Source organism: Pseudomonas sp. 10(2024) (assembly GCF_045164175.1).
GTDB classification, from domain to species: domain Bacteria; phylum Pseudomonadota; class Gammaproteobacteria; order Pseudomonadales; family Pseudomonadaceae; genus Aquipseudomonas; species Aquipseudomonas alloputida.
On sequence record NZ_CP174006.1, the window covers coordinates 1,478,587 to 1,501,487 of the forward strand.

General features: G+C 63.5%; 24 protein-coding genes. 17 read left to right on the top strand and 7 right to left on the bottom strand.

What is annotated here, in order from left to right; genetic code table 11:
* The first annotated feature begins 170 nt into the window (after nucleotides 1–170).
* Nucleotides 171–2,501, top strand: coding sequence for an FdhF/YdeP family oxidoreductase (locus ACI7M0_RS06800; protein WP_129933369.1), 2,331 nt, complete (start codon nucleotides 171–173; stop codon nucleotides 2,499–2,501).
* A 109-nt stretch (nucleotides 2,502–2,610) separates the two neighbouring features.
* On the opposite strand, the gene ACI7M0_RS06805 is transcribed toward ACI7M0_RS06800, so the two are convergent.
* Nucleotides 2,611–3,072 (bottom strand): Lrp/AsnC family transcriptional regulator, encoded by a 462-nt coding sequence (locus tag ACI7M0_RS06805; RefSeq protein WP_003254691.1) that lies wholly within the window; start codon nucleotides 3,070–3,072, stop codon nucleotides 2,611–2,613.
* Between the two features lie 92 nt (nucleotides 3,073–3,164).
* Here ACI7M0_RS06805 and ACI7M0_RS06810 point away from each other — a divergent pair, with 92 nt between their 5' ends.
* Nucleotides 3,165–4,346, top strand: coding sequence for a PLP-dependent aspartate aminotransferase family protein (locus ACI7M0_RS06810; protein ID WP_104960986.1), 1,182 nt, complete (start codon nucleotides 3,165–3,167; stop codon nucleotides 4,344–4,346).
* 586 nt (nucleotides 4,347–4,932) lie between these two features.
* Here ACI7M0_RS06810 and ACI7M0_RS06815 read toward each other — a convergent pair.
* The gene (locus ACI7M0_RS06815) at nucleotides 4,933–5,169 is read right to left on the bottom strand and encodes a YdcH family protein (protein WP_064491842.1); all 237 of its coding nucleotides are present in this window, start codon (nucleotides 5,167–5,169) and stop codon (nucleotides 4,933–4,935) included.
* Nucleotides 5,170–5,419: 250 nt separating this feature from the next.
* On the opposite strand from ACI7M0_RS06815, the gene ACI7M0_RS06820 reads away from it, so the two are divergent.
* From ACI7M0_RS06820 to ACI7M0_RS06835, 4 genes are all read left to right on the top strand, one after another.
* Complete coding sequence (locus ACI7M0_RS06820) at nucleotides 5,420–7,057, top strand: phosphoethanolamine transferase (protein ID WP_129933367.1); 1,638 nt, start codon at nucleotides 5,420–5,422, stop codon at nucleotides 7,055–7,057.
* Between the two features lie 178 nt (nucleotides 7,058–7,235).
* Nucleotides 7,236–8,369 carry a ribonuclease D gene (rnd, locus tag ACI7M0_RS06825; protein ID WP_129933365.1) on the top strand — a complete coding sequence of 378 codons (1,134 nt, stop codon included), beginning with the start codon at nucleotides 7,236–7,238 and terminating at the stop codon, nucleotides 8,367–8,369.
* Nucleotides 8,366–8,659 carry a YcgL domain-containing protein gene (locus ACI7M0_RS06830; protein WP_010955258.1) on the top strand — a complete coding sequence of 98 codons (294 nt, stop codon included), beginning with the start codon at nucleotides 8,366–8,368 and terminating at the stop codon, nucleotides 8,657–8,659. Before rnd ends, ACI7M0_RS06830 begins: the two co-directional genes overlap by 4 nt.
* A gap of 2 nt (nucleotides 8,660–8,661) precedes the next feature.
* On the top strand, nucleotides 8,662–9,594 hold the full coding sequence (locus tag ACI7M0_RS06835) for a D-2-hydroxyacid dehydrogenase (protein ID WP_104960988.1): 933 nt from the start codon (nucleotides 8,662–8,664) through the stop codon (nucleotides 9,592–9,594).
* Between the two features lie 112 nt (nucleotides 9,595–9,706).
* Here the strand turns inward: ACI7M0_RS06835 and ACI7M0_RS06840 are convergent, their stop codons facing one another.
* Nucleotides 9,707–10,300, bottom strand: coding sequence for a nitroreductase family protein (locus ACI7M0_RS06840; protein WP_014590030.1), 594 nt, complete (start codon nucleotides 10,298–10,300; stop codon nucleotides 9,707–9,709).
* 145 nt (nucleotides 10,301–10,445) lie between these two features.
* Between ACI7M0_RS06840 and ACI7M0_RS06845 the strand changes: the two genes are divergently transcribed.
* Genes ACI7M0_RS06845 through ACI7M0_RS06855 form a run of 3 tightly spaced genes read left to right on the top strand, consistent with a single transcriptional unit; the run spans nucleotide 10,446 to nucleotide 12,366 of the window.
* Nucleotides 10,446–10,895 carry a YcgN family cysteine cluster protein gene (locus ACI7M0_RS06845; RefSeq protein ID WP_129933363.1) on the top strand — a complete coding sequence of 150 codons (450 nt, stop codon included), beginning with the start codon at nucleotides 10,446–10,448 and terminating at the stop codon, nucleotides 10,893–10,895.
* A 41-nt stretch (nucleotides 10,896–10,936) separates the two neighbouring features.
* A complete protein-coding gene (locus tag ACI7M0_RS06850; RefSeq protein ID WP_012051503.1) occupies nucleotides 10,937–12,145 on the top strand; it encodes a hypothetical protein in 1,209 nt (402 codons plus the stop codon).
* A 2-nt stretch (nucleotides 12,146–12,147) separates the two neighbouring features.
* Complete coding sequence (locus tag ACI7M0_RS06855) at nucleotides 12,148–12,366, top strand: aldehyde dehydrogenase family protein (RefSeq protein WP_121161120.1); 219 nt, start codon at nucleotides 12,148–12,150, stop codon at nucleotides 12,364–12,366.
* Nucleotides 12,367–12,430: 64 nt separating this feature from the next.
* Here the strand turns inward: ACI7M0_RS06855 and ACI7M0_RS06860 are convergent, their stop codons facing one another.
* Both ACI7M0_RS06860 and ACI7M0_RS06865 read right to left on the bottom strand, forming a co-directional pair.
* A complete protein-coding gene (locus tag ACI7M0_RS06860) occupies nucleotides 12,431–12,901 on the bottom strand; it encodes an RNA methyltransferase (RefSeq protein WP_010955253.1) in 471 nt (156 codons plus the stop codon).
* Nucleotides 12,902–12,972: 71 nt separating this feature from the next.
* Nucleotides 12,973–13,344 carry a YajD family HNH nuclease gene (locus ACI7M0_RS06865; protein ID WP_003254676.1) on the bottom strand — a complete coding sequence of 124 codons (372 nt, stop codon included), beginning with the start codon at nucleotides 13,342–13,344 and terminating at the stop codon, nucleotides 12,973–12,975.
* A 132-nt stretch (nucleotides 13,345–13,476) separates the two neighbouring features.
* On the opposite strand from ACI7M0_RS06865, the gene ACI7M0_RS06870 reads away from it, so the two are divergent.
* Complete coding sequence (locus ACI7M0_RS06870) at nucleotides 13,477–13,755, top strand: hypothetical protein (protein WP_104960989.1); 279 nt, start codon at nucleotides 13,477–13,479, stop codon at nucleotides 13,753–13,755.
* A gap of 180 nt (nucleotides 13,756–13,935) precedes the next feature.
* On the opposite strand, the gene ACI7M0_RS06875 is transcribed toward ACI7M0_RS06870, so the two are convergent.
* Nucleotides 13,936–15,978 carry a S9 family peptidase gene (locus tag ACI7M0_RS06875; protein ID WP_129933361.1) on the bottom strand — a complete coding sequence of 681 codons (2,043 nt, stop codon included), beginning with the start codon at nucleotides 15,976–15,978 and terminating at the stop codon, nucleotides 13,936–13,938.
* A gap of 179 nt (nucleotides 15,979–16,157) precedes the next feature.
* Here ACI7M0_RS06875 and ACI7M0_RS06880 point away from each other — a divergent pair, with 179 nt between their 5' ends.
* The 3 genes from ACI7M0_RS06880 to ACI7M0_RS06890 are packed head-to-tail and all read left to right on the top strand — an operon-like array spanning nucleotide 16,158 to nucleotide 17,974.
* Nucleotides 16,158–16,655, top strand: a complete 498-nt coding sequence (locus tag ACI7M0_RS06880) for an MFS transporter (protein ID WP_104960991.1) — start codon at nucleotides 16,158–16,160, stop codon at nucleotides 16,653–16,655.
* Nucleotides 16,656–16,669: 14 nt separating this feature from the next.
* The gene (locus tag ACI7M0_RS06885) at nucleotides 16,670–17,443 is read left to right on the top strand and encodes a class II glutamine amidotransferase (protein WP_003254671.1); all 774 of its coding nucleotides are present in this window, start codon (nucleotides 16,670–16,672) and stop codon (nucleotides 17,441–17,443) included.
* A gap of 9 nt (nucleotides 17,444–17,452) precedes the next feature.
* Nucleotides 17,453–17,974, top strand: a complete 522-nt coding sequence (locus ACI7M0_RS06890) for a DUF2937 family protein (protein ID WP_003254669.1) — start codon at nucleotides 17,453–17,455, stop codon at nucleotides 17,972–17,974.
* A gap of 134 nt (nucleotides 17,975–18,108) precedes the next feature.
* Here the strand turns inward: ACI7M0_RS06890 and ACI7M0_RS06895 are convergent, their stop codons facing one another.
* Entirely contained in the window at nucleotides 18,109–19,020 is a 912-nt protein-coding gene (locus tag ACI7M0_RS06895; protein WP_010955248.1) for a LysR family transcriptional regulator, read from the bottom strand.
* Between the two features lie 130 nt (nucleotides 19,021–19,150).
* On the opposite strand from ACI7M0_RS06895, the gene ACI7M0_RS06900 reads away from it, so the two are divergent.
* From ACI7M0_RS06900 to ACI7M0_RS06915, 4 genes are read left to right on the top strand one after another with little or no spacing between them, the layout of a single operon-like run.
* Nucleotides 19,151–20,437, top strand: a complete 1,287-nt coding sequence (locus ACI7M0_RS06900; RefSeq protein WP_064491833.1) for an MFS transporter — start codon at nucleotides 19,151–19,153, stop codon at nucleotides 20,435–20,437.
* Between the two features lie 9 nt (nucleotides 20,438–20,446).
* A complete protein-coding gene (locus ACI7M0_RS06905) occupies nucleotides 20,447–21,223 on the top strand; it encodes a 5-oxoprolinase subunit PxpA (protein WP_129933484.1) in 777 nt (258 codons plus the stop codon).
* Complete coding sequence (pxpB, locus tag ACI7M0_RS06910; protein ID WP_104960993.1) at nucleotides 21,223–21,909, top strand: 5-oxoprolinase subunit PxpB; 687 nt, start codon at nucleotides 21,223–21,225, stop codon at nucleotides 21,907–21,909. The genes ACI7M0_RS06905 and pxpB overlap by 1 nt, the downstream gene beginning before the upstream one ends.
* Nucleotides 21,906–22,823: a biotin-dependent carboxyltransferase family protein gene (locus ACI7M0_RS06915; RefSeq protein ID WP_129933486.1), complete on the top strand. Its 918-nt coding sequence runs from the start codon at nucleotides 21,906–21,908 to the stop codon at nucleotides 22,821–22,823. The genes pxpB and ACI7M0_RS06915 overlap by 4 nt, the downstream gene beginning before the upstream one ends.
* The last annotated feature ends 78 nt before the right edge of the window (nucleotides 22,824–22,901 follow it).

Here is a 22,901-nt window from a genome sequence, read left to right on the forward strand (position 1 = left end):
GGCCGTCAAATTGCTTTGCCTGACCGGTTGATCGATGGCCTCTATCGTTTGGTATGGCACTGGCGGCCCGTGATCGAAACCGCTTATCACGCCGTAAGATCTTTCGATTGGACGCCCCTTCCCACGCTCCATAGGCTGGAAAAAAGCACCGAAGCGTGAGGATTCATCGCATGAGCCAGGACGAACACATCAGGGACTACAAGGGCGCCGCTGCCGGCTGGGGGGCGCTCAAAAGCGTGACCAAGAGCTGGCTGGGCAGCGACAACGCCTTCAAGAACCTGCGGGCCATGCTCAAGACCAACCAGAACGGCGGTTTCGACTGCCCCGGCTGTGCCTGGGGCGAGTCGCCGGAAAGCGACATGGTCAAGTTCTGCGAAAACGGCGCCAAGGCGGTCAACTGGGAAGCCACCGGCCGCTCGGTCGACCCGGCTTTCTTCGCCAAATACAGCGTCAGCGCGCTGAAGGAGCAGACCGACTACTGGCTTGAATACCAGGGCCGCCTCACCCACCCGATGCGCTATGACGCCGCCACCGACCACTATGTCGAAACCACCTGGCAGGAGGCCTTCGAGCTGGTCGCCAGGCACCTGCGTGCGCTGCAGTCGCCGGATGAGGCCGAATTCTATACCTCGGGCCGGGCCAGCAACGAGGCGGCGTTCCTCTACCAGCTGTTCGTACGTGCCTACGGCACCAACAACTTCCCGGATTGCTCGAACATGTGCCACGAAGCCAGCGGCGCGGGCATGTCGGAAACCCTCGGGGTGGGCAAGGGCACCGTGGTGTTCCACGACCTGGAGCTGGCCGACGCGATATTCGTCATCGGGCAGAACCCCGGCACCAACCACCCGCGCATGCTCGAACCCCTGCGCGAAGCGGTCAAGCGTGGCGCTCAGGTCGTCTGCTTCAACCCGCTGAAAGAGCGAGGCCTTGAGCGCTTCCAGCACCCGCAGCACCCGTTCGAAATGCTCAGCAACGGCTCCGAGCCGACCTCCAGCGCCTACTTCCGCCCGGCCTTGGGTGGGGACATGGCGGCAATGCGCGGTATTGCCAAGTACTTGTTGCAATGGGAGCGCGAGGCACAGGCCAAGGGCGAGCCGGCGGTATTCGACCATGCCTTCATCGCCGAGCACACCAGCGGCGTCGACGATTACCTGGCGGCGGTGGATGCCACGTCCTGGGAGCACATCGTCAAACAGTCGGGCTTGACCTTGGCCGAGATCGAGCTGGCCGCACGCATGTATCGCAAGGCCGAGCGGGTCATCATGTGCTGGGCCATGGGCGTCACCCAGCACCGCCATTCGGTGCCGACCGTGCAGGAAATCGTCAACCTGCAGCTGCTGCGCGGCAACGTCGGCAAACCCGGCGCAGGCCTGTCGCCGGTGCGGGGCCACAGCAACGTGCAGGGTGACCGTACCATGGGCATTGACGAGAAGCCGTCGGCGGCGCTACTCGATGCCATCGAACAACGCTTCCAGTTCAGTGTGCCGCGTACCCATGGGCACAACGCGGTGTTGGCGATCAAGGCTATGGAAGAGGGGCGGGCCAAGGTGTTCATCGGCCTGGGCGGCAACTTTGCCCAAGCCACCCCGGACACCGCGCGCACCCACGCGGCGCTGCAGAACTGCGCGTTGACCGTGCAGATTTCCACCAAGCTCAACCGCTCGCACCTGGTCACCGGCCGCGATGCGCTGATCCTGCCGTGCCTGGGCCGTACCGAAATCGACCTGCAGGCCGAAGGGCCGCAAGGCGTGACCGTGGAGGACACCTTCAGCATGGTGCACATCTCCCACGGCCAGTTGCGCCCGCGCTCGCCGCATATGCGCTCGGAACCGTGGATCATTGCCGGCATGGCGAAGGCCACGCTGGGCAACCAGCCGATCGACTGGGAGCACGCGGTGGCCGATTACAACCGCATTCGCGACATGATCGCTGACGTGATTCCGGGCTTTACCGGTTTCAATGAACGCTTGAGCAGCCCCGGCGGGTTCCACCTTGGCAACAATGCCGCCGATCGCAACTTCCGCACGGCCACGGGCAAAGCCCGCTTCATGCCCCACGCGCTGCCCGAGGAACTGGTCAACGCCAAGGTACTGGCCCGTGGTGACAAGCCCGACCTGATTTTGCAGACCCTGCGTTCGCACGACCAGTACAACACCACCCTGTATGGCCTGGACGACCGCTACCGTGGGGTGTTCGGCCTGCGTGAAGTGGTGTTCGTCAATGAGGCGGACATCCGTCGCCTGGGCTTCGAACCGGGTGAGCAGGTAGACCTTGTGTCGTTGTGGGAGGATGGCGTGGAGCGGCGGGTGTCGGGGTTCCGCCTGGTGGCGTATGACGTGCCTGAGGGGCAGGCGGCGGCGTATTACCCGGAAACCAACCCGTTGGTACCGCTGGAAAGTTATGGTGAGGGGACCTATACCCCGACCTCGAAATTCGTGGCGATCAAGGTCGTGAAAGCCAAGGCGGGGAACCGCATTGCGGCGGTGCTGGCCTCGGATTGATGGGGTGCCTGTAACGGCCCCTTCGCGGGTGAACCCGCTCCTACGGGACCTCACAGCGCTTGAGGTTGAGGTGATCCTGTGGGTTTGCCCGCGAAGAATCCAGCACCGGTCAGGCGCGATGCACCGGGTAAGCCGTGGTGTACTTCATCTGCTCCATGGCAAAACTGGAGGTGATGTTCGATAGCCCATCGGTACGGGTAATCAGCTTTTTGTAGAACCGGTCATACGCCGCAATATCACCCACCACCACCCGCAGCATGTAGTCCCAGTCCCCGGACATGCGGTAGCACTCCATCACTTCCTCGAACCCGGTCACGGTCGCAGCAAACTGCTCCAGCCAGGCGCTGTCGTGGCGCTGGGTCTTGAGCTGGACGAACACGGTGAGCCCCAACCCCAGCCGTTCGGGGTCCAGCAGGGCGACGCGGCCGAGGATGTAGCCGTCTTCCTCCAGGCGCTTGACCCGCTTCCAGCACGGTGTGGTGGACAGGTTGACGGCCTCGGCCAGGTCCTTCAGCGAGATTGAGGCATCACGCTGTAGCAGGGTAAGAATGTGCTGGTCGAAACTGTCCATATCGCGCGCAGGCCGTGCAGAAAAATATTTCACAGATTACCCCAAGGCCAGACGATTTGGGTTGTGCGATAGTTGCAGCTTTCATTCTGCCAATGGGCCTGACCATGTCTGACAAGCCGCGCAATTTCGCCACCCGTACCATTCACGCCGGCGAGCAGTTCAGCGTTGCCGATAACGCCATTTTCCCGGCCATCGTCACCGCCAGTTCGTTCACCAAGCGCAGCCTGGATGACAAGCCGGAATATTCCTACAGCCGCGTCGGCAACCCCACCCGGCATGCCTACGAAACCTGTGTCGCTGCCCTGGAAGAAGGCGTGGGCGCTGTGGCCTGCGCCTCGGGAGTCAATGCCACCGCAACCGTGCTTGAGCTGCTGCCCAAGGATGCCCACGTGGTGGTGATGAACGGCGTATACGGTGGCACGTTCCGCATCATGGAAGATTACCGCAGCCGCACCTCCGGGCTGACCACCACCTATGTGGATCTCAACGACATTGAAGCCGTAGCGGCTGCGATCAAGCCGGAAACCCAGCTGATCTGGATCGAGTCGCCGACCAACCCGTTGCTGCACCTGGTCGACATCAAGGCGGTGTGCGACCTGGCCAAGGCCAAGGGCATCCTCACCTGCATCGACAACACCTTCTGCTCGCCGTGGAACCAGCGCCCGATCACCCTGGGCGTGGACTTGGTGATGCACTCGGCCAGCAAGTACATCGGTGGCCACTCCGACCTCACCGGCGGTGTGGTGGTGGCGGCCAACGATGCGTTGCTGGCACGCCTGCGCCGTATCAGCATGGCGATTGGTGCGGTGCAGGGGCCGTTCGACTGCTACCTGGCCCTGCGCGGTCTGAAGACCCTGGATGTGCGCATGGAGCGCCAGTGCGCCAATGCCCTGCAGGTGGCACGCTTCCTGGAAGGTCACGCGCAGGTCGAGCAGGTGTATTACCCGGGGCTGGAAAGCCACCCGCAGCATGAACTGTGCAGACGCCAGATGCGCAGTGGCGGGGCGGTGGTGGCGATGAAAGTGAAAGGCGACCGCGCCGCGCTCAACCGCCTGGTGGAGGCGCTGCAGATTTTTGTGCTGGCCGACTCGCTGGGTGGGGTGGAAAGCATGATCAACCATTCCTGGAGCATGTCGCACTGCTCACTGAGCCCAGAGCAGAAAGGGGTGATGGGGATCAGCGAGAACCTGCTGCGGTTGTCGGTAGGGATCGAGGATTACCGTGACCTAGTCGAGGACCTGGATGGGGCGTTGAAAGCGCTGGTTGCTGTGTAGGGCTGCAGGCCCTTTCGCGGGTGAACCCGCTCCTACGACGGACGCGCATCGATGTAGGAGCGGGTTTACCCGCGAATACGGTGGCGGCGGCAACGGTGAACGGCCAGGGACATTGGCCAGCAGGCCCGGCCCTTTCGCGGGTGAACCCGCTCCTACGACGGTCTGCGCATTGGCGTAGGTGCGGGTTTACCCGCGAATACGGTAGCGGCGAGAACGGTGAACGGCCAGGGACATTGGCCAGCAGGCCCGGCCCTTTCGCGGGTGAACCCGCTCCTACGACGGTCTGCGCATTGGCGTAGGTGCGGGTTTACCCGCGAATACGGTGGCGGCGACAACGGTGAACGGCCAGGGACATTGGCCAGCAGGTCCGGCCCTTTCGCGGTAAACCCGCTCCTACGACGGTCTGCGCATTGGCGTAGGAGCGGGTTTACCCGCGAATACGGTGGCGGCGACAACGGTGAACGGCCAGGGACATTGGCCAGCAGGTCCGGCCCTTTCGCGGGTAAACCCGCTCCTACGACGGTCTGCGCATCGGTGTAGGAGCGGGTTTACCCGCGAAGAGGCCGGTGGATTCAATAGATGCCTGTCAGGATTTGGGCGGATGAATGATCCGTTCGATCTTGTCCTTGATCAGCAACCTTTCCTTGCGCAGGCGGTTGACCGTCTCGTCGTTGGTGCCGTTGCCTTCGGCGGCGACCACCTCCTTGTCCTTGGCGTTGTACTCCTTGTGCAGTTTGTGCAGGTCCTGATCCTTCTCTATGAGTGCCTGGAATGCATCAGCGGTAACGTGCAGGTCAGCGAGCAGATCGTGCGGAACTGGCATTTCTTCACCTCTGTCAGGGTTGTCGGTAAGGTCCTGACCATTGAGGATAGCTGTCTTTGCTCAGGCTTGTGACGGCGGTCCAGGCTGAATGGCAGCTGAATGGTTTTGCGATAATCGATAAAAGACACACCCTCACGAAATTGTTACCAAGTTTTTCACAAAAAATTCATGACGTGCTTTCTAGAGTTCGCCCAACTTCCCACAGTGCCTTCTGGCCTGGGGTGATCATCACTCTTGATAGCGAACGCTGATGCTCAACTTCAAATCCCTGCGGACTGAATGGGTCACGCTGCTGGCCAGTCTTTATCTGCTGATTGGCTTCAACATGTTCCTCTGGGAGCACCTGCAAGCGGTGGTTCCTGCCGGCCTTTCGGGGTTGTGGCTGCGTCTGGCGTTTGCTGTGCTGATGCTCTTCGCGTTCAATCTGATCCTCACGTTAATTGCCTTCCGGTATGTAGTGAAGCCGGTACTTATCGTGTTGTTCATGAGTGGCGCGGGCGTGGCTTACTTCATGAACCAGTACGGCGTACTTATTGACGCCGGCATGTTCCGTAATATGGCCGAGACCAATGTTGCGGAAGTGCGCGACTTGATGTCGTTCAAGTTTGCCGCGTATATCCTGCTGCTGGGTGTGCTGCCATCGGTGCTGCTGTGGAAGGCGCAGATCGCCTACCGCCCCTGGCACCGCGAGCTGCTGGGCAAGTTGGTGGTCAGTGGTGCCTGTGTGGTGACCATCGGCTCGGTCGCGTTGGTCAACTATCAAGGGCTGTCGTCGCTGTTTCGCAATCACCACGAATTGCGCCTGATGCTCACCCCCAGCAATATCGTCGGGGCCTCCATTGGTTATGTCGGCGAGCGTGTCGGTACGGCTTCGCGCCCGTTCCAGCATTATGGTGAAGATGCCAAGCGTGATGCGGCCTGGCAAAGACATGAGCGCAAGTCGCTGACCGTGCTGGTGGTCGGGGAAAGTGCCCGGGCAGACCATTTCGGCGTGCTGGGCTATGACCGCGATACCACGCCGAATCTCGCCAGGGAACAGGGCCTGCTGGCGTTTTCCGACGTGCACTCGTGTGGTACGGAAACGGCGGTTTCGGTGCCTTGCATGTTCTCGGGCATGAAGCGCAAGGACTACGACGCCCGCGTAGCGAAGAACCGCGAAGGGCTGTTGGACATCCTGCAGCGTGCCGGCCTGGCCGTGCAGTGGCGTGACAACCAGTCGGGCTGCAAAGGCACCTGCGATCGCGTGCAGTTCATCGACGTCAGCAACCTCAAGGACCCGCAGCTGTGCGCCGATGGCGAATGCCATGACCAGATCCTGCTGCAAGGCCTGGACGCGTTGATCGACAACCTCGACAAGGACACCGTGCTGGTGCTGCACCAGATGGGCAGCCACGGCCCCGAGTACTTCAAGCGCTACCTCAGTGATGGCGAGCGCTTCACCCCGGTGTGCCAGAGCAACGCGTTGAACCAGTGCAGCGAGGAGGAAATCATCAACGGGTACGACAACACCCTGGCCTACACCGACAAGGTGCTGGCCTCGCTGATCGATACCCTGCGCAGCAAGCAAGACAAGGTCGACACGGCGATGATCTACCTGTCCGACCACGGCGAGTCGCTGGGTGAGTACAACCTGTTCCTGCACGGCACGCCGTACGCCATCGCTCCCGAGCAGCAGAAGCACATACCACTGCTGACCTGGTTCTCCGACAACTACAAAGAGGACTTCGGCGTCGATACCGACTGCCTGGCACGGCTCAGCGATGCCCCGCTGTCCCAGGACAACCTGTTCCACTCGATGCTTGGCCTGTTGCAGGTACATACCGAGCTCTACCAGCAGTCGCTGGACATGTTCGCCGGTTGCCGGCCTTGGCTGGCGGCCAAGCGCTGAAGCCCTGTGGGAGCGGGCATGCCCGCGAACCCGGGCGAAGCCCGGGCCATACACCGTGTTGCCTTCATTCGCGGGCGCGCCCGTTCCCACAGGGTGGACTGCCCCCGAAAAGCGGGACAGTTTCACCCGCAGTGCCCGCGCCGTATATACTGCGCGCCAATGTTAGTGGGAGAGCCTTGTGGCCATCGAAATTCACTGGATCCGTGACGACCAGAGCCTGGCCGAACACTGCCGCGACTGGCACCAACTGCCCTTCGTCGCCGTCGACACCGAATTCATGCGGGTCGACACCTTCTACCCGAAAGCCGGGCTGATTCAGATCGGCGACGGCCAACGCGCCTTTCTGATCGACCCGCTGCTGATCGGCAACTGGCAACCCTTGGCCGACCTGCTGGAAGACAGCGGTGTGGTCAAGGTGCTGCACGCCTGCAGCGAAGACCTCGAAGTGCTGCTGCGCCTGACCGGCAAGCTGCCTCAGCCGCTGTTCGACACTCAGCTGGCCGCCGGTTACCTGAACCTGGGCTTCTCCATGGGCTATTCGCGCCTGGTGCAGGAAGTGCTGGGCATCGAATTGCCCAAAGGCGAAACCCGCTCCGACTGGCTGCAACGCCCGCTCTCGGAAACCCAGGTCAGCTACGCTGCCGAAGATGCCGTGCACCTGGCCGAGCTTTTCACCGTGCTGCACCCGCGGCTGAGTGACGACAAGTATGCCTGGGTGCTGGAAGACGGCGCCGAGCTGGTGGCTGCGTTGCGCCGTGAAGTCGAGCCCGAAAGCCTGTACCGCGACGTCAAGCTGGCCTGGAAGCTGGCGCCTCAACAACTGGCAGTGCTACGTGAGCTGTGCGCCTGGCGCGAGCGCGAAGCGCGCAACCGCGATGTGCCGCGTAATCGTATCCTCAAGGAGCACTCGCTGTGGCCCATGGCCAAAAGCCAGCCGAACAACCTGTCGGCCTTGGCCAAGATCGACGAGATGCACCCGCGCACCATTCGTCAGGACGGTGAGTTCCTCATCCAGCTGATCAAGCGCGCCGCCAGCCTGCCGGCCGAGCAATGGCCAGCGCCCTTGCCCGAGCCGCTGCCGATCGAGGCTGCTGGCCTTCTCAAGCAGCTGCGTGCCATCGGCCAGGCCGAAGGCGAGCGCCTGGGGATTGCACCCGAGCTGATGCTGCGCAAGAAAGCCCTGGAGGCGCTGCTCAAGAGCGGATACCCCAATGGCCCTTATCAACTGCCCGATTCGCTGCGCGGCTGGCGCCGTGAGCGCATGGGCCAGGCCCTGCTGGACAACCTGGCAGGTGCCGGAGAAACCCGATGAAACGCATTTGCTCGATCTACAAGAGCCCACGCAAGAACGAAATGTACCTGTACGTACTCAAGGCTGACGGCCTGGAACGCGTGCCTGAAGGCCTGCTGCCGTTCTTCGGCACCCCCGTGCACGCTTTCGACCTGGTGCTCACCCCTGAGCGCAAGCTGGCCCGCGAGGACATCACCAAGGTGCTGGAGAACCTCGAAAGCCAAGGCTACCACCTGCAGATGCCGCCGCTGGAAGATGAGTACATCGAGCACCTGCCCGAAGAGCTGCTGCGCCGCAACGACCCTGTCTGACCATGCGTGTACTGATCGCTGAGCATGACCATGCTCGATACGCCGGGCTTTTGCGCGCAGCCGCGCCAGAAGTGGAAGTGCTGACCAGCGGCGACTCTGCTGAACTGGCTCGCCAGGCACCGCAGTGCCCGGTGTGGCTGGGCCAGCCGGACTTGCTGGCCAGTCTGCTGCGCCAAGGCCACAAGCCGGGCTGGATACAGTCGACATGGGCCGGTATCACGCCGTTGCTGGCCGACGGCCTGCCGCGTGATTACCGCCTGAGCCGCGCAGTTGGCATATTTGGTCAGGTGATGGCCGAGTACATGCTCACCTATATGCTAGGCCATGAGCGTGAGGTGTTGTCGCGCCTGGTCAGCCAGGTCGAGCGGCGCTGGGATGACCGCCCGGGGCGCAGCCTGGAAGGGCGCAAGGTCCTCATTGTGGGTGCAGGCGACATTGGTCAGCGTGTGGCCGAGTTCCTGCAGCCGTTTGGTGTGGAGCTGTACGGGGTTGCCAGCAGCGCCCGTGAACAGGCCCCGTTCGTCGAGGTGGCGGCGCTGGCCGACCTGCCGCGCATGGTCGGCCAGGTCGACTACGTGCTGAACCTCCTGCCGGATACCCCGGCGACTCATGACCTGTATGACGCCGCGCTGTTCAAGTGCTTCCAGCCCTCGGCCTTGTTCATCAATGCCGGGCGTGGTGTGGCGGTGGTCGATGCCGACCTGGTCGAGGCGTTGAAAGAGGGCCATCTGGCCGGTGCCGTGATCGATGTGTGCCGCCAGGAACCGTTGCCCAAGCAACACCCGTTCTGGACCGCCTGGGGCTTGCTGCTGACCGGGCACAGCTCGGCGCCCACTTCGCCGACAGCGATGGTGCGCTTGTTTGTCGAGAATGTGCGGGCTTATGAAGCGGGGCAGGGGTTGCGGGGTGAAGTCGATTTCGCCCGGGGCTACTGATCGCTGTGGCCTGTACCGGCCTCTTCGCGGGTAAACCCGCTCCAGCACAGGGTGGTGATCCCCCGTAGGAGCGGGCTTGCCCGCGAAGAGGCCAGCACTGCCAACACAAACCTTACAGGCTGAAATCGCCTTCAGCAGCCAGCTCGCTCAGCGGCTTGCGCGGGCTCGGCACTTCACGCGCCTGCAGGGCTTCATCCAGGCTGGCCTTGTCCCCCAGCTTGCCGATCGCCACCATGGCATGCAGTACGTAACCCTCGGGAATCTTCAGTTCCTGACGTGCCAGGTCCTGATCGAAGCCGGCCATGCCATGGGTATGCCAGCCGCTGATGCTGGCCTGCAGGGCCAGGTGCCCCCAGGCAGAGCCCGTGTCGAAGGTGTGCCACAGCGCCGGTTTTTCTTCCGTAGCGCCCGGGGCCGCGAACGTGGTCTTGGAAATGACCAGCACCAGCGCCGACGCCTGTTGCGCCCAGCTGCGATTGAAGGGCACCAGCAGGCTCAGGTAACGCTCCCAGTTCGGCGTGTCGCGGCGGGCATACAGGAAGCGCCAAGGCTGCGAGTTATAGGCCGAAGGTGCCCAGCGGGCGGCTTCGAGGAAGCTCAGCAGGGTTTCTTCGCTGATCGGCTCGGCGGTGAAGGCGCGTGGCGACCAGCGGTTGATGAACTGCTCGTTGATGGCGTAATCGGCAATGCGGGGGTTGGCGCTCATGGCGGCTCCTGCAAACGGACGGGAAAAGCGCACGCTACTGCGTGCCGTCGCGACTGACAAGCGGTCTGGCTTTGCCGAAGGCCAGGCTCTAGACTGGCGCCGCCGCGCGCCGTGGCCCCCAAGATGAAGGCAGGAACCCTGTGTGATGATCGCTGAAAACGCGCCGTTCTGGCGGCGCAAGACCCTCGAAGAACTCAGCCAGCAAGAGTGGGAATCGCTGTGCGATGGCTGCGGCCTGTGCTGCCTGCAAAAGCTCGAGGACGAAGACGACAACAGCGTCTATTACACGCGCATCGCCTGCAAATTGCTGGACCTGGATACGTGCCAGTGCCGCGACTACCCCAACCGCTTCGCCCAAGTGCCAGACTGCATCCAGCTCACCCCGGGCAAGGCCGACCAGTTCAAGTGGCTGCCGAGTACCTGCGGTTACCGTCTGGTCAGTGAGGGCAAGGACTTGCCGGCCTGGCATCACCTGGTCTGTGGCGACCGGCAACAGGTTCATGAACAGCGCATTTCCCAGTCGGGACGTATGCTCAGTGAACACGATGTGCACGAAGACGACTGGGAAGACCACCTGATCTTTCGCGCCAGCTGACCGGCGCGGCCCGCTGCCTCGGGGAAACAAGGAGTTTCTGTATGCGTTGCCAGCTGTTGTTGCTGTTGGGCCTGATGGCCAGTTCGCCGGCCTGGGCGAAAAAGGTCGACCTCGACTACCAGGTGCGCTTGCTGCCTGCCAGCGGCCAGGCCGAGGTCCGCGTGACATTGGCCGAAGGCAGCGCCGTGCGCAGCCTGGACTTCGACCTGGGCAAGGCTGGGGCCTACAGCGGCTTCCAGGCTGATGGGCAATGGCAGCTGAAGGGGCAACGTGGTATCTGGCAGCCAGCGGCCGGCAAGACCAGCCTCAGCTACCGTGTGCAACTGGACCAGAAGCTGGCCAGCGGCGCCTATTCATCGCGCATCACCCCGCACTGGGCACTGTTCCTCGGCGACCAGCTGATACCCCCTGCGCGCCTCGACCAGCAGGATGGTACCGAGCTGGTGGCGCGCCTGGCTTTCGACCTGCCCGAGGGCTGGAAGAGCATCGAAACGTCCTGGCCGCGCATCGGCAAGGGGAAGTTTCGCATCGACAACGTGTCGCGCCTGTTCGATCGCCCGACCGGCTGGATGCTTGCCGGCGACCTGGGCAGCCGCCGCGCCCGCCTGGGCGAGACCGAAGTGACCGTGGCCGCGCCGGTGGGGCAGGGCATGCGGCGCATGGACAGCCTGACCTTGCTCACATTCGTCTGGCCACAACTACAAGCTGTGTTCCCGCGTAACCCGCCCAAGCTGCTGTTGGTCGGGGCGCGTGACGGCATGTGGCGAGGGGCTATGGCTGCGCAGGGCTCGTTGTACCTGAACAGTGCCCGGCCCATGGTCAGCGAAAACGGCAATAGCCCGTTGCTGCGCGAATTGGTGCAACTGTTCGCGCAGATTCACGGGCGTGACGGCAGTGACTGGCTGGTAGAGAGCCTGACCGATTATTACGCCAACGAGTTGCTACGCCGCTCGGGCGGGATGAGTGATGACCGCTACCAGGTCTGGCAGGCGCGTCTGAGCAAGCAGGGCGCCAAGGTCAACCGGCTCAAGGGTGAACGCGCAAGCCCGGCCCAGGTGGCCCGCGGCGTGATGCTGTTGCAGGCGCTGGACAAGGAAATCCGCATTCACACCCAGGCCAAACGTTCGTTGGATGATGTGGTGCGTGGGCTGATGCGCCTGCCCAGCGTCAGTACCGAAGACTTCGTGCAGATCAGCGAGAACGTGCTGGGGCGGCGTTCCGATGTGCTGCAGAGCAAGGTGCTGCACTAGGCATCCCTGCGCCTGACAATCGGCAGGGCGGCATCGTCTGCAAGTCGCATTTCAAGCGAATCAAGTCGTACCTGGAATATACCGCGGAGCAGAAACTCAGCATTGTTCACGGGGCGAAACCGAGGAGGGGGAGCGTGCAGCCAACCATCGTCGGCAACGTTGATTGCGACAACCCATGGTTTGTCGAGGCAATGTTCGGCCCGGTTTCGGTGCTGTTCTGACGGAGCTCAGCACTCGGTCGCCCTGTGTTGGCAGGTCTGTCCTGTTGCCGCAGTGGCGGCCTTTCTATTTGAACTTGGGCCCCGAACGGGTATTCAGCCCCTTGGCCATGCGGTCATACAGCACCACATTCACCGTCGCCGCCAGGTTCATGCAGCCCTCGGTCGGGATGTAGATAGTCTCTTCACACCATCCCCGCACGTCTTCGCTCAACGAGCCGTCCTCTGGCCCGAAGATGTAAATGGCCCGGTCCGGATGGGTGTAATCCGGCAATGGCCGCGCACCCTCTACCAGTTCCACCGCCACGGGCGTGCAGCCCAGCGGGATAATGCGCTGCAGGTCGTCGATACCGATCAGCGGGATGTCGTAGTGCACGCGCTTGGTGTCGGTGACGAAGTCACGTGCGCGTTCATAGCGTTTGCCCGTGTAGAACACCGAATTGACGCCATAGCAGCCCGCGGCGCGCATCACAGAGCCGACGTTTTCTGCCGACTTGGGGTTGAACAGGCCGATGCAGCTGTATCGTTTGTTTGCCACGTACCGGGGCCCTTCGCGAAAAAAGCGCGATTATACGGGCTGCCCGGTAACAGCGGGGGGCGAATCGATGGTCAGTCTTTCTTCAGCATGCCCGCCAGCCCGGCAAACGGGTTGTGCGTAGCCTTGGCAATGCTCGGGGTGCTGGTGGAGCCTTCGCTGAAGTACTGCTGGTCGGTGTAGCGCGAGTGCTCGTTGTCGTGGCAGTACAGGCACAGCAGCTCCCAGTTGGAGCCGTCCTGAGGATTGTTGTCGTGGTTGTGGTCACGGTGATGCACGGTCAGCTCGCTCAGGCGCTTGCCGGCGAACTCGCGGGCGCAGCGGCCGCACACGTGCGGGTACATTCTCAGGGCCTTGTCGCGGTAGCCCATTTCCTTGTCGCGCTTGGCATCGGCCAGGATGCGGTCGAGGCGCGCGGTAGCGGCGGCAGAAGAGGTGGAGCTCATGGTGTTTCCTTTGTTCTGATCAGGCAGGTGACGGTTATGCCATTGAGTCTAGCGCGCTTGCAGGTCAGGCGGACAGGCGAAAGCGTTGATTTAGGCGTAGCCTGTAGAAAGGTTCCCGACAGGAGGTTGCTGATGTTTCACGCGATCCTCGCCGCGCTGTTGATGGCTGGCCTGCCCCTGGCAGAAGCTGCCAGCCCGCCACCCAGGCTCACGCCGCCAGTACCCGGCGCGCCCGGTACGCCGACGCCTACGCCATACCCGCAGATTACCCCGAGCACACCGCCCAAGGCTTATGACAGCCAGCCGGGGGCGCCCTTGTTGCCGCCGATGCCAGTGCCCGGCCCGCCGAAGGACCAGCCATTGCCCGGGTTGCGGCCGGAGCCGCCGAAGCCGCCGGCCCAGAATGATTGAGCATGAGCGGCCCACGCCGTCATCATGTTGGAGCAACTGTCTTGCTCAATTTCTGAAAGCTGGCGCGTGTGGGAGCGGGCTTGCCCGCGAACACGGGCGAAGCCCGTGCCATCCACCACGGTGTTGGCTTCGCGGGCTTGCCCGCTCCCACAGCGATCGCGGGGGTGCTCAAACCTGAGTTTAGGCAATACCCAGCTCGCCAAACACGAACGCATACTCCAGGGCCACATCCTTCAACCCCTGGTACCGCCCGCTCATCCCGCCATGCCCAGCCCCCATCTCGGTCTTGAGCAGCAGCAGGTTGCTGTCGGTCTTGAGCGTGCGCAACTTCGCCACCCATTTGGCCGCCTCCCAATACTGCACGCGGCTGTCGTTGTAGCCCGCCACCACCAGCATCGCCGGGTAGGCCTGCGCTTTCAGGTTCTCGTACGGCGCATAAGCCTTGATCCGTTCATACACCTCCGGCTCTTCAGGGTTGCCCCATTCGTCGTACTCGGTCACGGTCAGCGGCAGCTCCGGGTCGAGCATGGTGTTGAGCACGTCGACGAAGGGCACTTCGGCAATGGCGCAGCGGAACAGCTCAGGGCGCAGGTTGAGCACCGCGCCGATCAGCAGGCCGCCGGCGCTGCCACCACTGATGGCCAGGCGATCGGCGGCCGTCACGCCCTGGCTGATCAGGTGCTCGGCGCAGGCGATGAAGTCGCTGAACGTGTTGTGCTTGTACTCCTGCTTGCCGGCACGGTACCAGGCCTCCCCCAGTTCACCACCACCTCGCACGTGGGCGATGGCAAAGGCCACGCCGCGCTCCAGCAGGCTCAGGCGCGCATGTGAGAACCAGGGGTCGAGGCTTTCGCCATAGGCGCCATAGCCGTACAGGTACAGTGGCACGGTCTTGCCCAGGTCCTGGCGGCGGCGTACCAGGCTGATCGGCACTTGGGTGCCGTCCGCTGCGGTTGCCCACAGGCGCTCACTGACATAGTCATCGGCATCGAATGCACCGAGCACCGGGGTTTGCTTGAGCACCACCTGGGCGCCCGTGGGCAACGTCAGTTGGCGCACCTGGGCCGGGCGGTTGAGCGCTTCGTAGCGCAAGCGTATGCGAGTGCTGGCAAATTCAAGGCTGTCCTGCACGTACAGGCTGTAGGCGGCGTCTGGCAATTCGACGCGGTAGGCCGGCAAGCCCTGCGGGCGTACTTCGATGATCGGCAGGCCGCCTTCGCGCAGGCTCAGGGTGAGGGCACCGGTGTTCAGGCTGAGGCCTTCGAGCATGACCGCGTCGCGGTGCGCCACCAGCACCTGCCACTGTTCGCGGCTTGGCACTGGCGCGGCTGGCGCGTGGTACAGGGCGAAGTTGATGCCATCCTGGTTGGTGCGGATGAACCAGCGCCACTGGCCGTCGAGTTGGCCATGGTCGGGGAAGTATTCGTGGCCTTCGACGCGCGGCGCCAGGCAGGTGAACGGCGCCTGCGGGGTTTCGGCGTCCAGCACCCAGGCCTCGCTGGTGGTCTTGCTGTTCAGCAGCAGCACCAGCTGGCGCTCGGAGCTGGTGCGGTAGCAGTGCAGGAAGAAACGCCCGTCTGGCTCTTCGAACACGGTGTGCGCGGCGTCGGTGCCCAAGGTGTGGCGACGCAGGCGCCATGGGCGGTGGGTGTCGTCCAGCTCTGCGAAGAAGAGCGTCTGGCTGTCGTTGGCCCAGGTCAGGCTACCGTCGCAGTCGTCGAAGGGCAGGGTAGTGACACTGCCACTAGCCAGGTCTTTGACGTACAGGGTATAGATTTCGTCGCCGCTGGTGTCGAGGCTATAGGCCAGCAGGCGGTGGTCGGGGCTGATGTTGAACGCGCCCAGGGAGAGGAAACCGCCGTTGGCCAGGGCGTTGGGGTCGAGCAGCAGTTGCTCCTGGCTTTCATCGACGGTGTTCGAGTCGTCGGCCGGACGTGGGCAGCGGTAGTGACGCGGGTATTCGTCGCCGGCGGTGGTACGGGTGTAGTACAGGTAGGGGCCCCAGGGCGCCGGCAATGACAGGTCGGTCTCCAGGATGCGGCCCTTGATTTCTTCGAACAGGCGCTCACGCAACGGTGCCTGGTCGGCCAGGCAGGCTTCCTGGTAGGCGTTTTCAGCTTGCAGGTAAGCGAGTACCTCGGGGGTGTCGCGCTGTTGCAGCCAGGCATACGGGTCGGTGGCCTGGTCGGCTTGGGCAATCGGGGGTTGGGGCTTGGTTGGCATTGAAGGTCTCTTGATTGGAGTTGCCTGTGCCGGCCTCTTCGCGGGTAAACCCGCTCCTACAGGGATCGCACCGAGGTAGGAGCGGGTTTACCCGCGAAGAGGCCGGCACAGGCAAACACTGTCTGCGCCCGGAAAAGTGTTTATCATAGGCATCTCTTTGCCTGGCTTGCACGAACACCATGACCGAGAACGACTACACCTTCGCCTGGGGCTTGTACGCAATAGCCGCCTTAGGGTGCCTGCTGGTGGGCTTCAAGCTCACCGGCTGGATGTGGCGCTGGCTGCGCGAACCGCTACGCGTGGTGCTGGCGGTGCTGCTGCTGACCCCGACCATCGTCGACCCGGTCAAGGACAGCTTCGCCCCTGCAATCGCCATCACTGCGCTGGATGTCGCTTTCAAGGTCGGCAACAACGCCTGGCGCGCTGTGTCCGACTTCGCCATGTACGGCATGATCGCCTTCGGCCTGTACTTCCTCTTCGTGCTGCTGCGCTGGCCGCTGGAAAAGCGCGCGCACGCACGCCGTGAGCAGGCCGAAGCCGCCGCCAGGCGTCAGCAGGCCGAGGATGACCAGCTCGGCACCCAGGCGCCGCTGGCTGCCGAGCGCAGCGACCGTTACCGTGACGACTTGCCGGCAGCCGCTGCGCGTGGCGCAGGCCGGGTCGAGCCTCGTCTGTAAACGGAGACACGCCTATGTGCGAACTGCTGGGCATGAGTGCCAACGTCCCTACCGACATCGTTTTCAGCTTCACCGGCCTGATGCAGCGGGGCGGGCGAACCGGCCCGCACCGTGACGGCTGGGGGATAGGCTTTTACGAAGGCCGCGGCCTGCGCCTGTTCCAGGACCCGGCCGCGAGCAGCGAGTCGGAAGTGGCCAACCTCGTGCAGCGCTACCCGATCAAAAGCGAAGTGGTGATCGGTCATATCCGTCAGGCCAATGTCGGCAGGGTGTGCCTGTCCAACACCCACCCGTTCGTACGGGAAATGTGGGGCCGCAACTGGTGCTTCGCGCACAACGGCCAGCTGGGTGACTTCAAGGGCCTGGCCAGTTTTTACCGGCCAGTGGGTGACACCGACAGCGAAGCGGCCTTCTGCGACCTGCTCAACCGCATCCGCAGCGCTTTCCCCGAACCGGTGCCGGTGGAACAGCTGCTGCCCGTGCTGGTCGAAGCCTGTGCCGGCTACCGTGGTCAGGGCGTGTTCAACTGCATGCTCAGCGACGGCGACTGGCTGTTCTGCTTCTGCTCGACCAAGCTGGTGCACATCACCCGCCGTGCGCCATTCGGTGCCGCACGGTTGAAGGATGTCGACCTGATCGTCGATTTTCATACCGAAACCACCCCCAACGACGTGGTCACGGTGATTGCCACCGAGGCCCTGACCGAGAACGAGACCTGGCACCGCTACGCGCCGGGTCAGTGGGCCCTGTGGCGGCACGGCGAGTGCGTGGCGCACGGCCAGAGCTAAGGACGCTGCATGTTCAGAAGTTACCTGCGATTGCTGTTGTTCACCTTCGGCCTGCTGGCCGGTATCCAGGTCCCGGGGCTGGTCAAGGACTATAGCCAGCGGGTCGAGGCGCACCTGTTCGAATCGCGCGAGGCGCTCGATGGGTTCCGGCAAACGGCCGAGCGCTTTTTCAAGGGCGACTTGCAGGCGCTGCTGCAGCACTACCGCAGCAGCGACGACCCGGTGTTCAACAGTGATGCCAACAGCATCGAAAGCCTGATGATCCGCAACGAACTGCTGGAGAACGAATGGCAGGTGCTGCAAGGGTCATGGGCCGAGCGTACCTGGCATGTGCTGGTACAGGCCGACCCGCAGTTGCGTGAAGAAACCCTCAATGGCTACAGCTACCAGATTCTGCTGGTACCCGAGGCGATTGGCTGGGGTGTGGGTGCCGGTTTTGTGCTGGCCTTTGTGGTCGAAAGCCTGTTGCTGGGGATTGGCTGGCTGATCCTGGGCGGGCGGCGCAGGGTGGTGAAAGAGAGCTGGCGCTAAGTTTTGCTGTACCTGTAGCGGCCCTTTCGCGGGCTTGCCCGCTCCCACAGGTACAACCTGGCCCGCCAGGCCTGTGATGATCCTGTGGGAGCGGGCAAGCCCGCGAAAGGGCCGGTACAGGCGGAGACTGTTGGTCAGACCAGCACGATCCGCTGCCCACCCACATCCCGCGCATACCGCGCCAACACCTGCCGGCAAACCCCAACCACCTCATCGACCAACGCCACCCCGGTCTGCCACGCCACCACCAGCTCAAGGCTCGGCGGCGGCTGCAACCCTTCCAGCAGCACCAGCTCGCCCCGGCCCAACTCGGCATCCACCAGCGCCGGCGGTAGCGCGCCAATGCCAAAGCCGTCGCGCAACAGCCGGGTAATCGCCGCCACCGAGTTCACACAATTCAACCGTGGTGCCTCTGCCCCCGCAGCCTGCAGCAAGCTCAGCACCTCCTGGTGCGGCCGTGAATTCTTCGAGAAGGTGATGATGCGCTCGCGCCCAAGTTCGGCCAGCGACGCATAGTCCCGGTGCTGGTGGGCGCCTGCGGCCACCACCCAGCCCATTGGGTAGCGTGCCAGGTCGAGGCTGCGGATCGATTGCTCGCGCAGCAAGTCGGTCTGCAAGATCACGTCAAGAAAGCCCTTCTGCAGCTGCTCGCGCAAGTTCAGCGCGGTGTCGGCCACCAGTTCGATTTCCACCTGTGGGTAGCGCTCGGTCAGCTCCGCCACCAGCGCGCTCATCCAGGTGTGGATCACAGTATCCATCACCCCGATGCGAATGCGCCCGACCTTGGCCCGGTCGCTGTCCAGCGACTGCTTCATGGCCTTGGCGGTTTCCAGCATGCGTTCGGCGTATTCCAGCACCTTGCTGCCTTCCGGGGTCAGGCTGACGCCGCGGGAGTCGCGCAGCAGCAGCTTCACGCCCAGGTCAGCCTCCAGTGCGGCAATACGGCTGGATACCGAAGCCTGGGTGGTGAACAGCTTTTCTGCCGTCAGGCGGAAGCTCTTGAGCCGGGCGACCCAGACGAAGGTTTCGAGGAAGCGAAGGTTCATGATCAGTTTTTCTTGTTCCAGACCGGCGGTTTTTTTCGTTGGACGCAGGCGAGGCGGCCTCTGAACAATGGCGCCCAGGCCGCGACGCTTCATGTCGCCCATAAAACAATACCAACAAGCCGAGGCATCCATGAACCCCACCGGCGTGCAGCAGCAGGTCAGTACCCTCCCTTCGTCCGGGCCTTTCGCCTGGTACCGCGACATCGACAAACAGCAACGACGTACCTTCTGGAGCTGCAAGATTGGCTATGGCCTGGACGGCATGGACACGCAGATGCTCAGTTTCGTCATCCCTACGCTGATCATGCTGTGGGGTATCACCACCACCGAAGCCGGGTTGATCCACACCAGCACGCTGATCGCCTCGGCTGTAGGAGGCTGGGTGGCGGGTATCCTCTCCGACCGCATCGGGCGGGTGCGTACCCTGCAACTGACGGTGTTGTGGTTCGCCTTCTTCACCTTCCTGTGCGGCTTCGCTCAGAACTACGAGCAATTGCTGATTGCCCGAACCCTGATGGGCTTTGGCTTCGGTGGTGAGTGGACCGCCGGTGCGGTGTTGATCGGCGAGGTGATCCGCGCCCAGGACCGCGGCAAGGCGGTGGGCATGGTGCAGTCCGGCTGGGCAATCGGCTGGGGCCTCACAGCCATCCTCTATGCGCTGCTGTTCTCCTGGCTGCCGGCAGAGCAGGCCTGGCGTGCGTTGTTCCTGCTGGGGCTGGTACCGGCAATCTTCGTGATCTTCGTTCGCCGCCTAGTCAAGGACCCTGAGGTCTATCGTAAGGCCAAGGCAGTGGAAAACGCCGAGGCACCTTCGCGCTTCTACGAAATCTTCGCCCCGGGCATGCTCTGGACCACCGTGCGGGCATCCCTGCTGACCACCGGCGCGCTCGGCGGTTACTACGCCATCACCTCGTGGCTGCCAACCTTCCTGAAGAACGAACGCGGCCTGAGTGTGCTGGGCACGGGTGGTTATCTGGCCATGGTGATCGTCGGCTCGTACGTGGGCTATGTGGTCAGCGCTTATCTGTCCGACCTGCTGGGGCGCAAGAAGAACTTCATCCTGTTCGCCGTGGGCTCTTTCGTCATTGTGCTGTTGTACACGCAGATGCCGGTCAGCGATGGCGTGATGCTGTGGCTGGGCCTCCCGTTGGGCTTCTTCGCCTCGGGTATCTTCAGCGGCATGGGGGCGTTTCTGACCGAACTGTTCCCAACGCGCATCCGGGGTTCGGGGCAGGGCTTCTGCTACAACATCGGCAAGGTCATTGCCGCGCTGTTCCCGTTAATGATCGGCATGCTCGGCCAGAACGTTCCGCTGGGGTTGGGTATCGGCGTGTTTTCTGCTGTGTCCTACGGCATTGTGATCGTGGCGGCCTTGAGCTTGCCGGAAACCCGCGGCAAACAGCTGCAGGCGCGGTAAGGTAGGCATATGCACAACAACAACGGAGGCCTCGTGGTGGAACGCCTGCTACTCAATTGCGACATGGGCGAGAGTTTTGGCAGCTGGCGCATGGGCCTGGATGCCGAGGTCATGCCTTACATCGATTGCGCCAACATCGCCTGCGGCTACCACGCCGGCGACCCCGGTATCATGCGCCGCACGGTGACGTTGGCGCTTGAGCACGGGGTGACTATCGGCGCTCATCCGGCCTACCCGGACCTGGTCGGCTTCGGCCGCCGCTCCATGGCCTGCAGCCCGGAAGAAATCCGTGACCTGCTGCATTATCAGATCGGTGCGCTGGATGGCATCTGCAAAGTGCTGGGTGGTCGCGTGGCCTATGTGAAGCCCCATGGCGCGCTGTACAACGACATGATGGCCGACCCGCTCAAGCTGCGTACCGTGCTGGAGGCCGTAGCGGCCTATGACAGCAACCTGCCATTGATGCTGATGGCCACCGCCGACAACCGTGCCGCCCAGGCACTGGGCGATGAAATCGGCGTGCCGCTGTGGTTCGAGGCGTTCGCAGACCGCGCATACACCGCCAGCGGCCATCTGCTGTCGCGGCGCCTGCCGGGCGCGGTGCATCACGACCCGGCGCGGGTGGTGGAGCAGGCGGTGCGTCTGGCCCGAGGCGAAACGCTGTTGGCTGACGATGGCAGCGCCTTGCAGCTTGCCGCCCGCACCCTCTGCGTGCATGGCGACAACGACAGTTCGGTGGCGGCGGTGCGGCAGATTCGCCAGGCCCTCGATGGGCTGGAGGTGTGATGAAGCCGCGAATCGAAGTGGTCGCCATCGACAGCCTGATGGTACGCCTGTTCGACCGTATCGATGAGGCCAACATGCCATGGATGCTCGCCGCCAGCCGGCGCTTGAGCGCGGCGTTCGGCGAGCATTTGCTGGACCTGGTGCCGTCCTATACCACGCTGATGGTGCAGTTTGCCCTGCCGCCAGGCGAGGCCAGGGCGCGAATCGCTCAGGCGCTGGACGGCTTGCAGCCTGACACCGGCAGTGGCGGCCGCCGACACGAAATCCCGGTGTGGTACGACGCCAGTGTCGGCCCCGAGCTGCCTGTGCTGGCAGCTCGCAGCGGCTTGAGTGAAGCGGAGATTGTTCGCTTGCACGGCGAACGCGATTACCCGGTGTTTGCCCTGGGCTTCGCGCCGGGTTTCGGCTTCATGGGCCTGGTCGACGAGCGCCTGGCCAGCCCTCGTCTGAGTACCCCGCGCAAGCGCGTGGCGGCGGGCAGCGTGGGTATTGCCGAGCGCCAGACGGCGGCCTACCCGGCAGTATCGCCGGGTGGCTGGAACCTGATCGGGCGCACCCCGGTGCGGTTGTTCGACCGTGAGCGTGAGGGTTACAGCCTCTTGCAACCCGGTGACCGGGTGCGCTTCGTGCCGGTTTCGCGCAGCGAATTCCTGGCCATGGGTGGTGATGTGGAGGCGCAGGGATGAAGCAGTTGATGATCGAGGCCAGTACGCCGTTGTGCCAGCTACAGGATGCCGGGCGCTTTGGCGTGCGCCACCTTGGCGTAACCCAGGGTGGGGCGCTGGACTGGGTGGCGATGCACTGGGCCAACTGGCTGCTGGGCAACCCGTTGGGGGCGCCGGTGGTCGAGGTGGCGCTGGGTGGTTTTTGCGTGGTGGCCGAACAGGATTGCGTGCTGGCCCTGGCCGGTGCCGACCTGGATGCGTGTGTCGATGATCAGCCCCTGGCGCCATGGCGCAGCTTTGCCCTGGCCAAGGGGCAGCGCTTGACCCTGAAGCAGCCCAAAGTGGGTGTGCGGGCGTATCTGGCGGCACCGGGTGGGTTTCTGGGCGAGGATGTGCTGGGCAGTTGTGCCACCGTGGTACGTGAAGCACTGGGTGGCATCGATGGCCAGGGTGCTGCGCTGGCTAAACACCAGGCATTGGCTTTTACCGGTAGCAATGCCCCCCTGCGCGAAGTGCCGCAAGCGTTGTGCCCGCAGTTCGCCCAAAAGCCGGTGCTGGACCTGGTGATGGGCGCGCAGATTGGTGAATTCAGCGGTACCAGCCTGTTCGAGGCATTCAACCGGGAGTGGACGCTGGACAGCCGGGCCGACCGCATGGGCATCCGGTTGTTGGGGCCGCAGCTGGTGTACCAAGGGGCGCCGATGATCTCCGAAGGGATCCCGCTGGGGGCGGTACAGGTGCCGCCAGACGGGCAGCCGATCGTGTTGCTCAATGACCGGCAGACCATTGGTGGGTACCCGCGGCTGGGCGCGCTGACGCCGCTGGCGCTGGCGCAACTGGCGCAGTGCATGCCGGGGACGGTGGTGCGGTTCAGGGCGGTGGTGCAGGACCAGGCCTGGCGTGAGCAGCAGCTTTACCTGGGGCGTTGGTCGTAAGGCTGCTGGCCCTTTCGCGGGCTTGCCCGCTCCCACAGGGATAGCACTGCATTTGAGGGTTGTGAATGTGGGGGGCCT

Bases quoted from the DNA above. Each gene is read 5' to 3' on its own strand.
- ACI7M0_RS06810 (WP_104960986.1), top strand. From the start codon at position 3,165: ATGGGCCTGACCATGTCTGACAAGCCGCGCAATTTCGCCACCCGTACC.
- ACI7M0_RS06905 (WP_129933484.1), top strand. From the start codon at position 20,447: ATGCACAACAACAACGGAGGCCTCGTGGTGGAACGCCTGCTACTCAAT.
- ACI7M0_RS06865 (WP_003254676.1), bottom strand. From the start codon at position 13,344: ATGAGCTCCACCTCTTCTGCCGCCGCTACCGCGCGCCTCGACCGCATC.
- ACI7M0_RS06870 (WP_104960989.1), top strand. From the start codon at position 13,477: ATGTTTCACGCGATCCTCGCCGCGCTGTTGATGGCTGGCCTGCCCCTG.
- ACI7M0_RS06915 (WP_129933486.1), top strand. From the start codon at position 21,906: ATGAAGCAGTTGATGATCGAGGCCAGTACGCCGTTGTGCCAGCTACAG.
- ACI7M0_RS06890 (WP_003254669.1), top strand. From the start codon at position 17,453: ATGTTCAGAAGTTACCTGCGATTGCTGTTGTTCACCTTCGGCCTGCTG.
- ACI7M0_RS06895 (WP_010955248.1), bottom strand. From the start codon at position 19,020: ATGAACCTTCGCTTCCTCGAAACCTTCGTCTGGGTCGCCCGGCTCAAG.
- ACI7M0_RS06840 (WP_014590030.1), bottom strand. From the start codon at position 10,300: ATGAGCGCCAACCCCCGCATTGCCGATTACGCCATCAACGAGCAGTTC.
- ACI7M0_RS06820 (WP_129933367.1), top strand. From the start codon at position 5,420: ATGCTCAACTTCAAATCCCTGCGGACTGAATGGGTCACGCTGCTGGCC.
- ACI7M0_RS06815 (WP_064491842.1), bottom strand. From the start codon at position 5,169: ATGCCAGTTCCGCACGATCTGCTCGCTGACCTGCACGTTACCGCTGAT.
- ACI7M0_RS06800 (WP_129933369.1), top strand. From the start codon at position 171: ATGAGCCAGGACGAACACATCAGGGACTACAAGGGCGCCGCTGCCGGC.
- ACI7M0_RS06850 (WP_012051503.1), top strand. From the start codon at position 10,937: ATGCGTTGCCAGCTGTTGTTGCTGTTGGGCCTGATGGCCAGTTCGCCG.
- ACI7M0_RS06830 (WP_010955258.1), top strand. From the start codon at position 8,366: ATGAAACGCATTTGCTCGATCTACAAGAGCCCACGCAAGAACGAAATG.
- ACI7M0_RS06835 (WP_104960988.1), top strand. From the start codon at position 8,662: ATGCGTGTACTGATCGCTGAGCATGACCATGCTCGATACGCCGGGCTT.
- ACI7M0_RS06805 (WP_003254691.1), bottom strand. From the start codon at position 3,072: ATGGACAGTTTCGACCAGCACATTCTTACCCTGCTACAGCGTGATGCC.
- ACI7M0_RS06900 (WP_064491833.1), top strand. From the start codon at position 19,151: ATGAACCCCACCGGCGTGCAGCAGCAGGTCAGTACCCTCCCTTCGTCC.
- ACI7M0_RS06880 (WP_104960991.1), top strand. From the start codon at position 16,158: ATGACCGAGAACGACTACACCTTCGCCTGGGGCTTGTACGCAATAGCC.
- ACI7M0_RS06875 (WP_129933361.1), bottom strand. From the start codon at position 15,978: ATGCCAACCAAGCCCCAACCCCCGATTGCCCAAGCCGACCAGGCCACC.
- pxpB (WP_104960993.1), top strand. From the start codon at position 21,223: ATGAAGCCGCGAATCGAAGTGGTCGCCATCGACAGCCTGATGGTACGC.
- ACI7M0_RS06845 (WP_129933363.1), top strand. From the start codon at position 10,446: ATGATCGCTGAAAACGCGCCGTTCTGGCGGCGCAAGACCCTCGAAGAA.
- ACI7M0_RS06885 (WP_003254671.1), top strand. From the start codon at position 16,670: ATGTGCGAACTGCTGGGCATGAGTGCCAACGTCCCTACCGACATCGTT.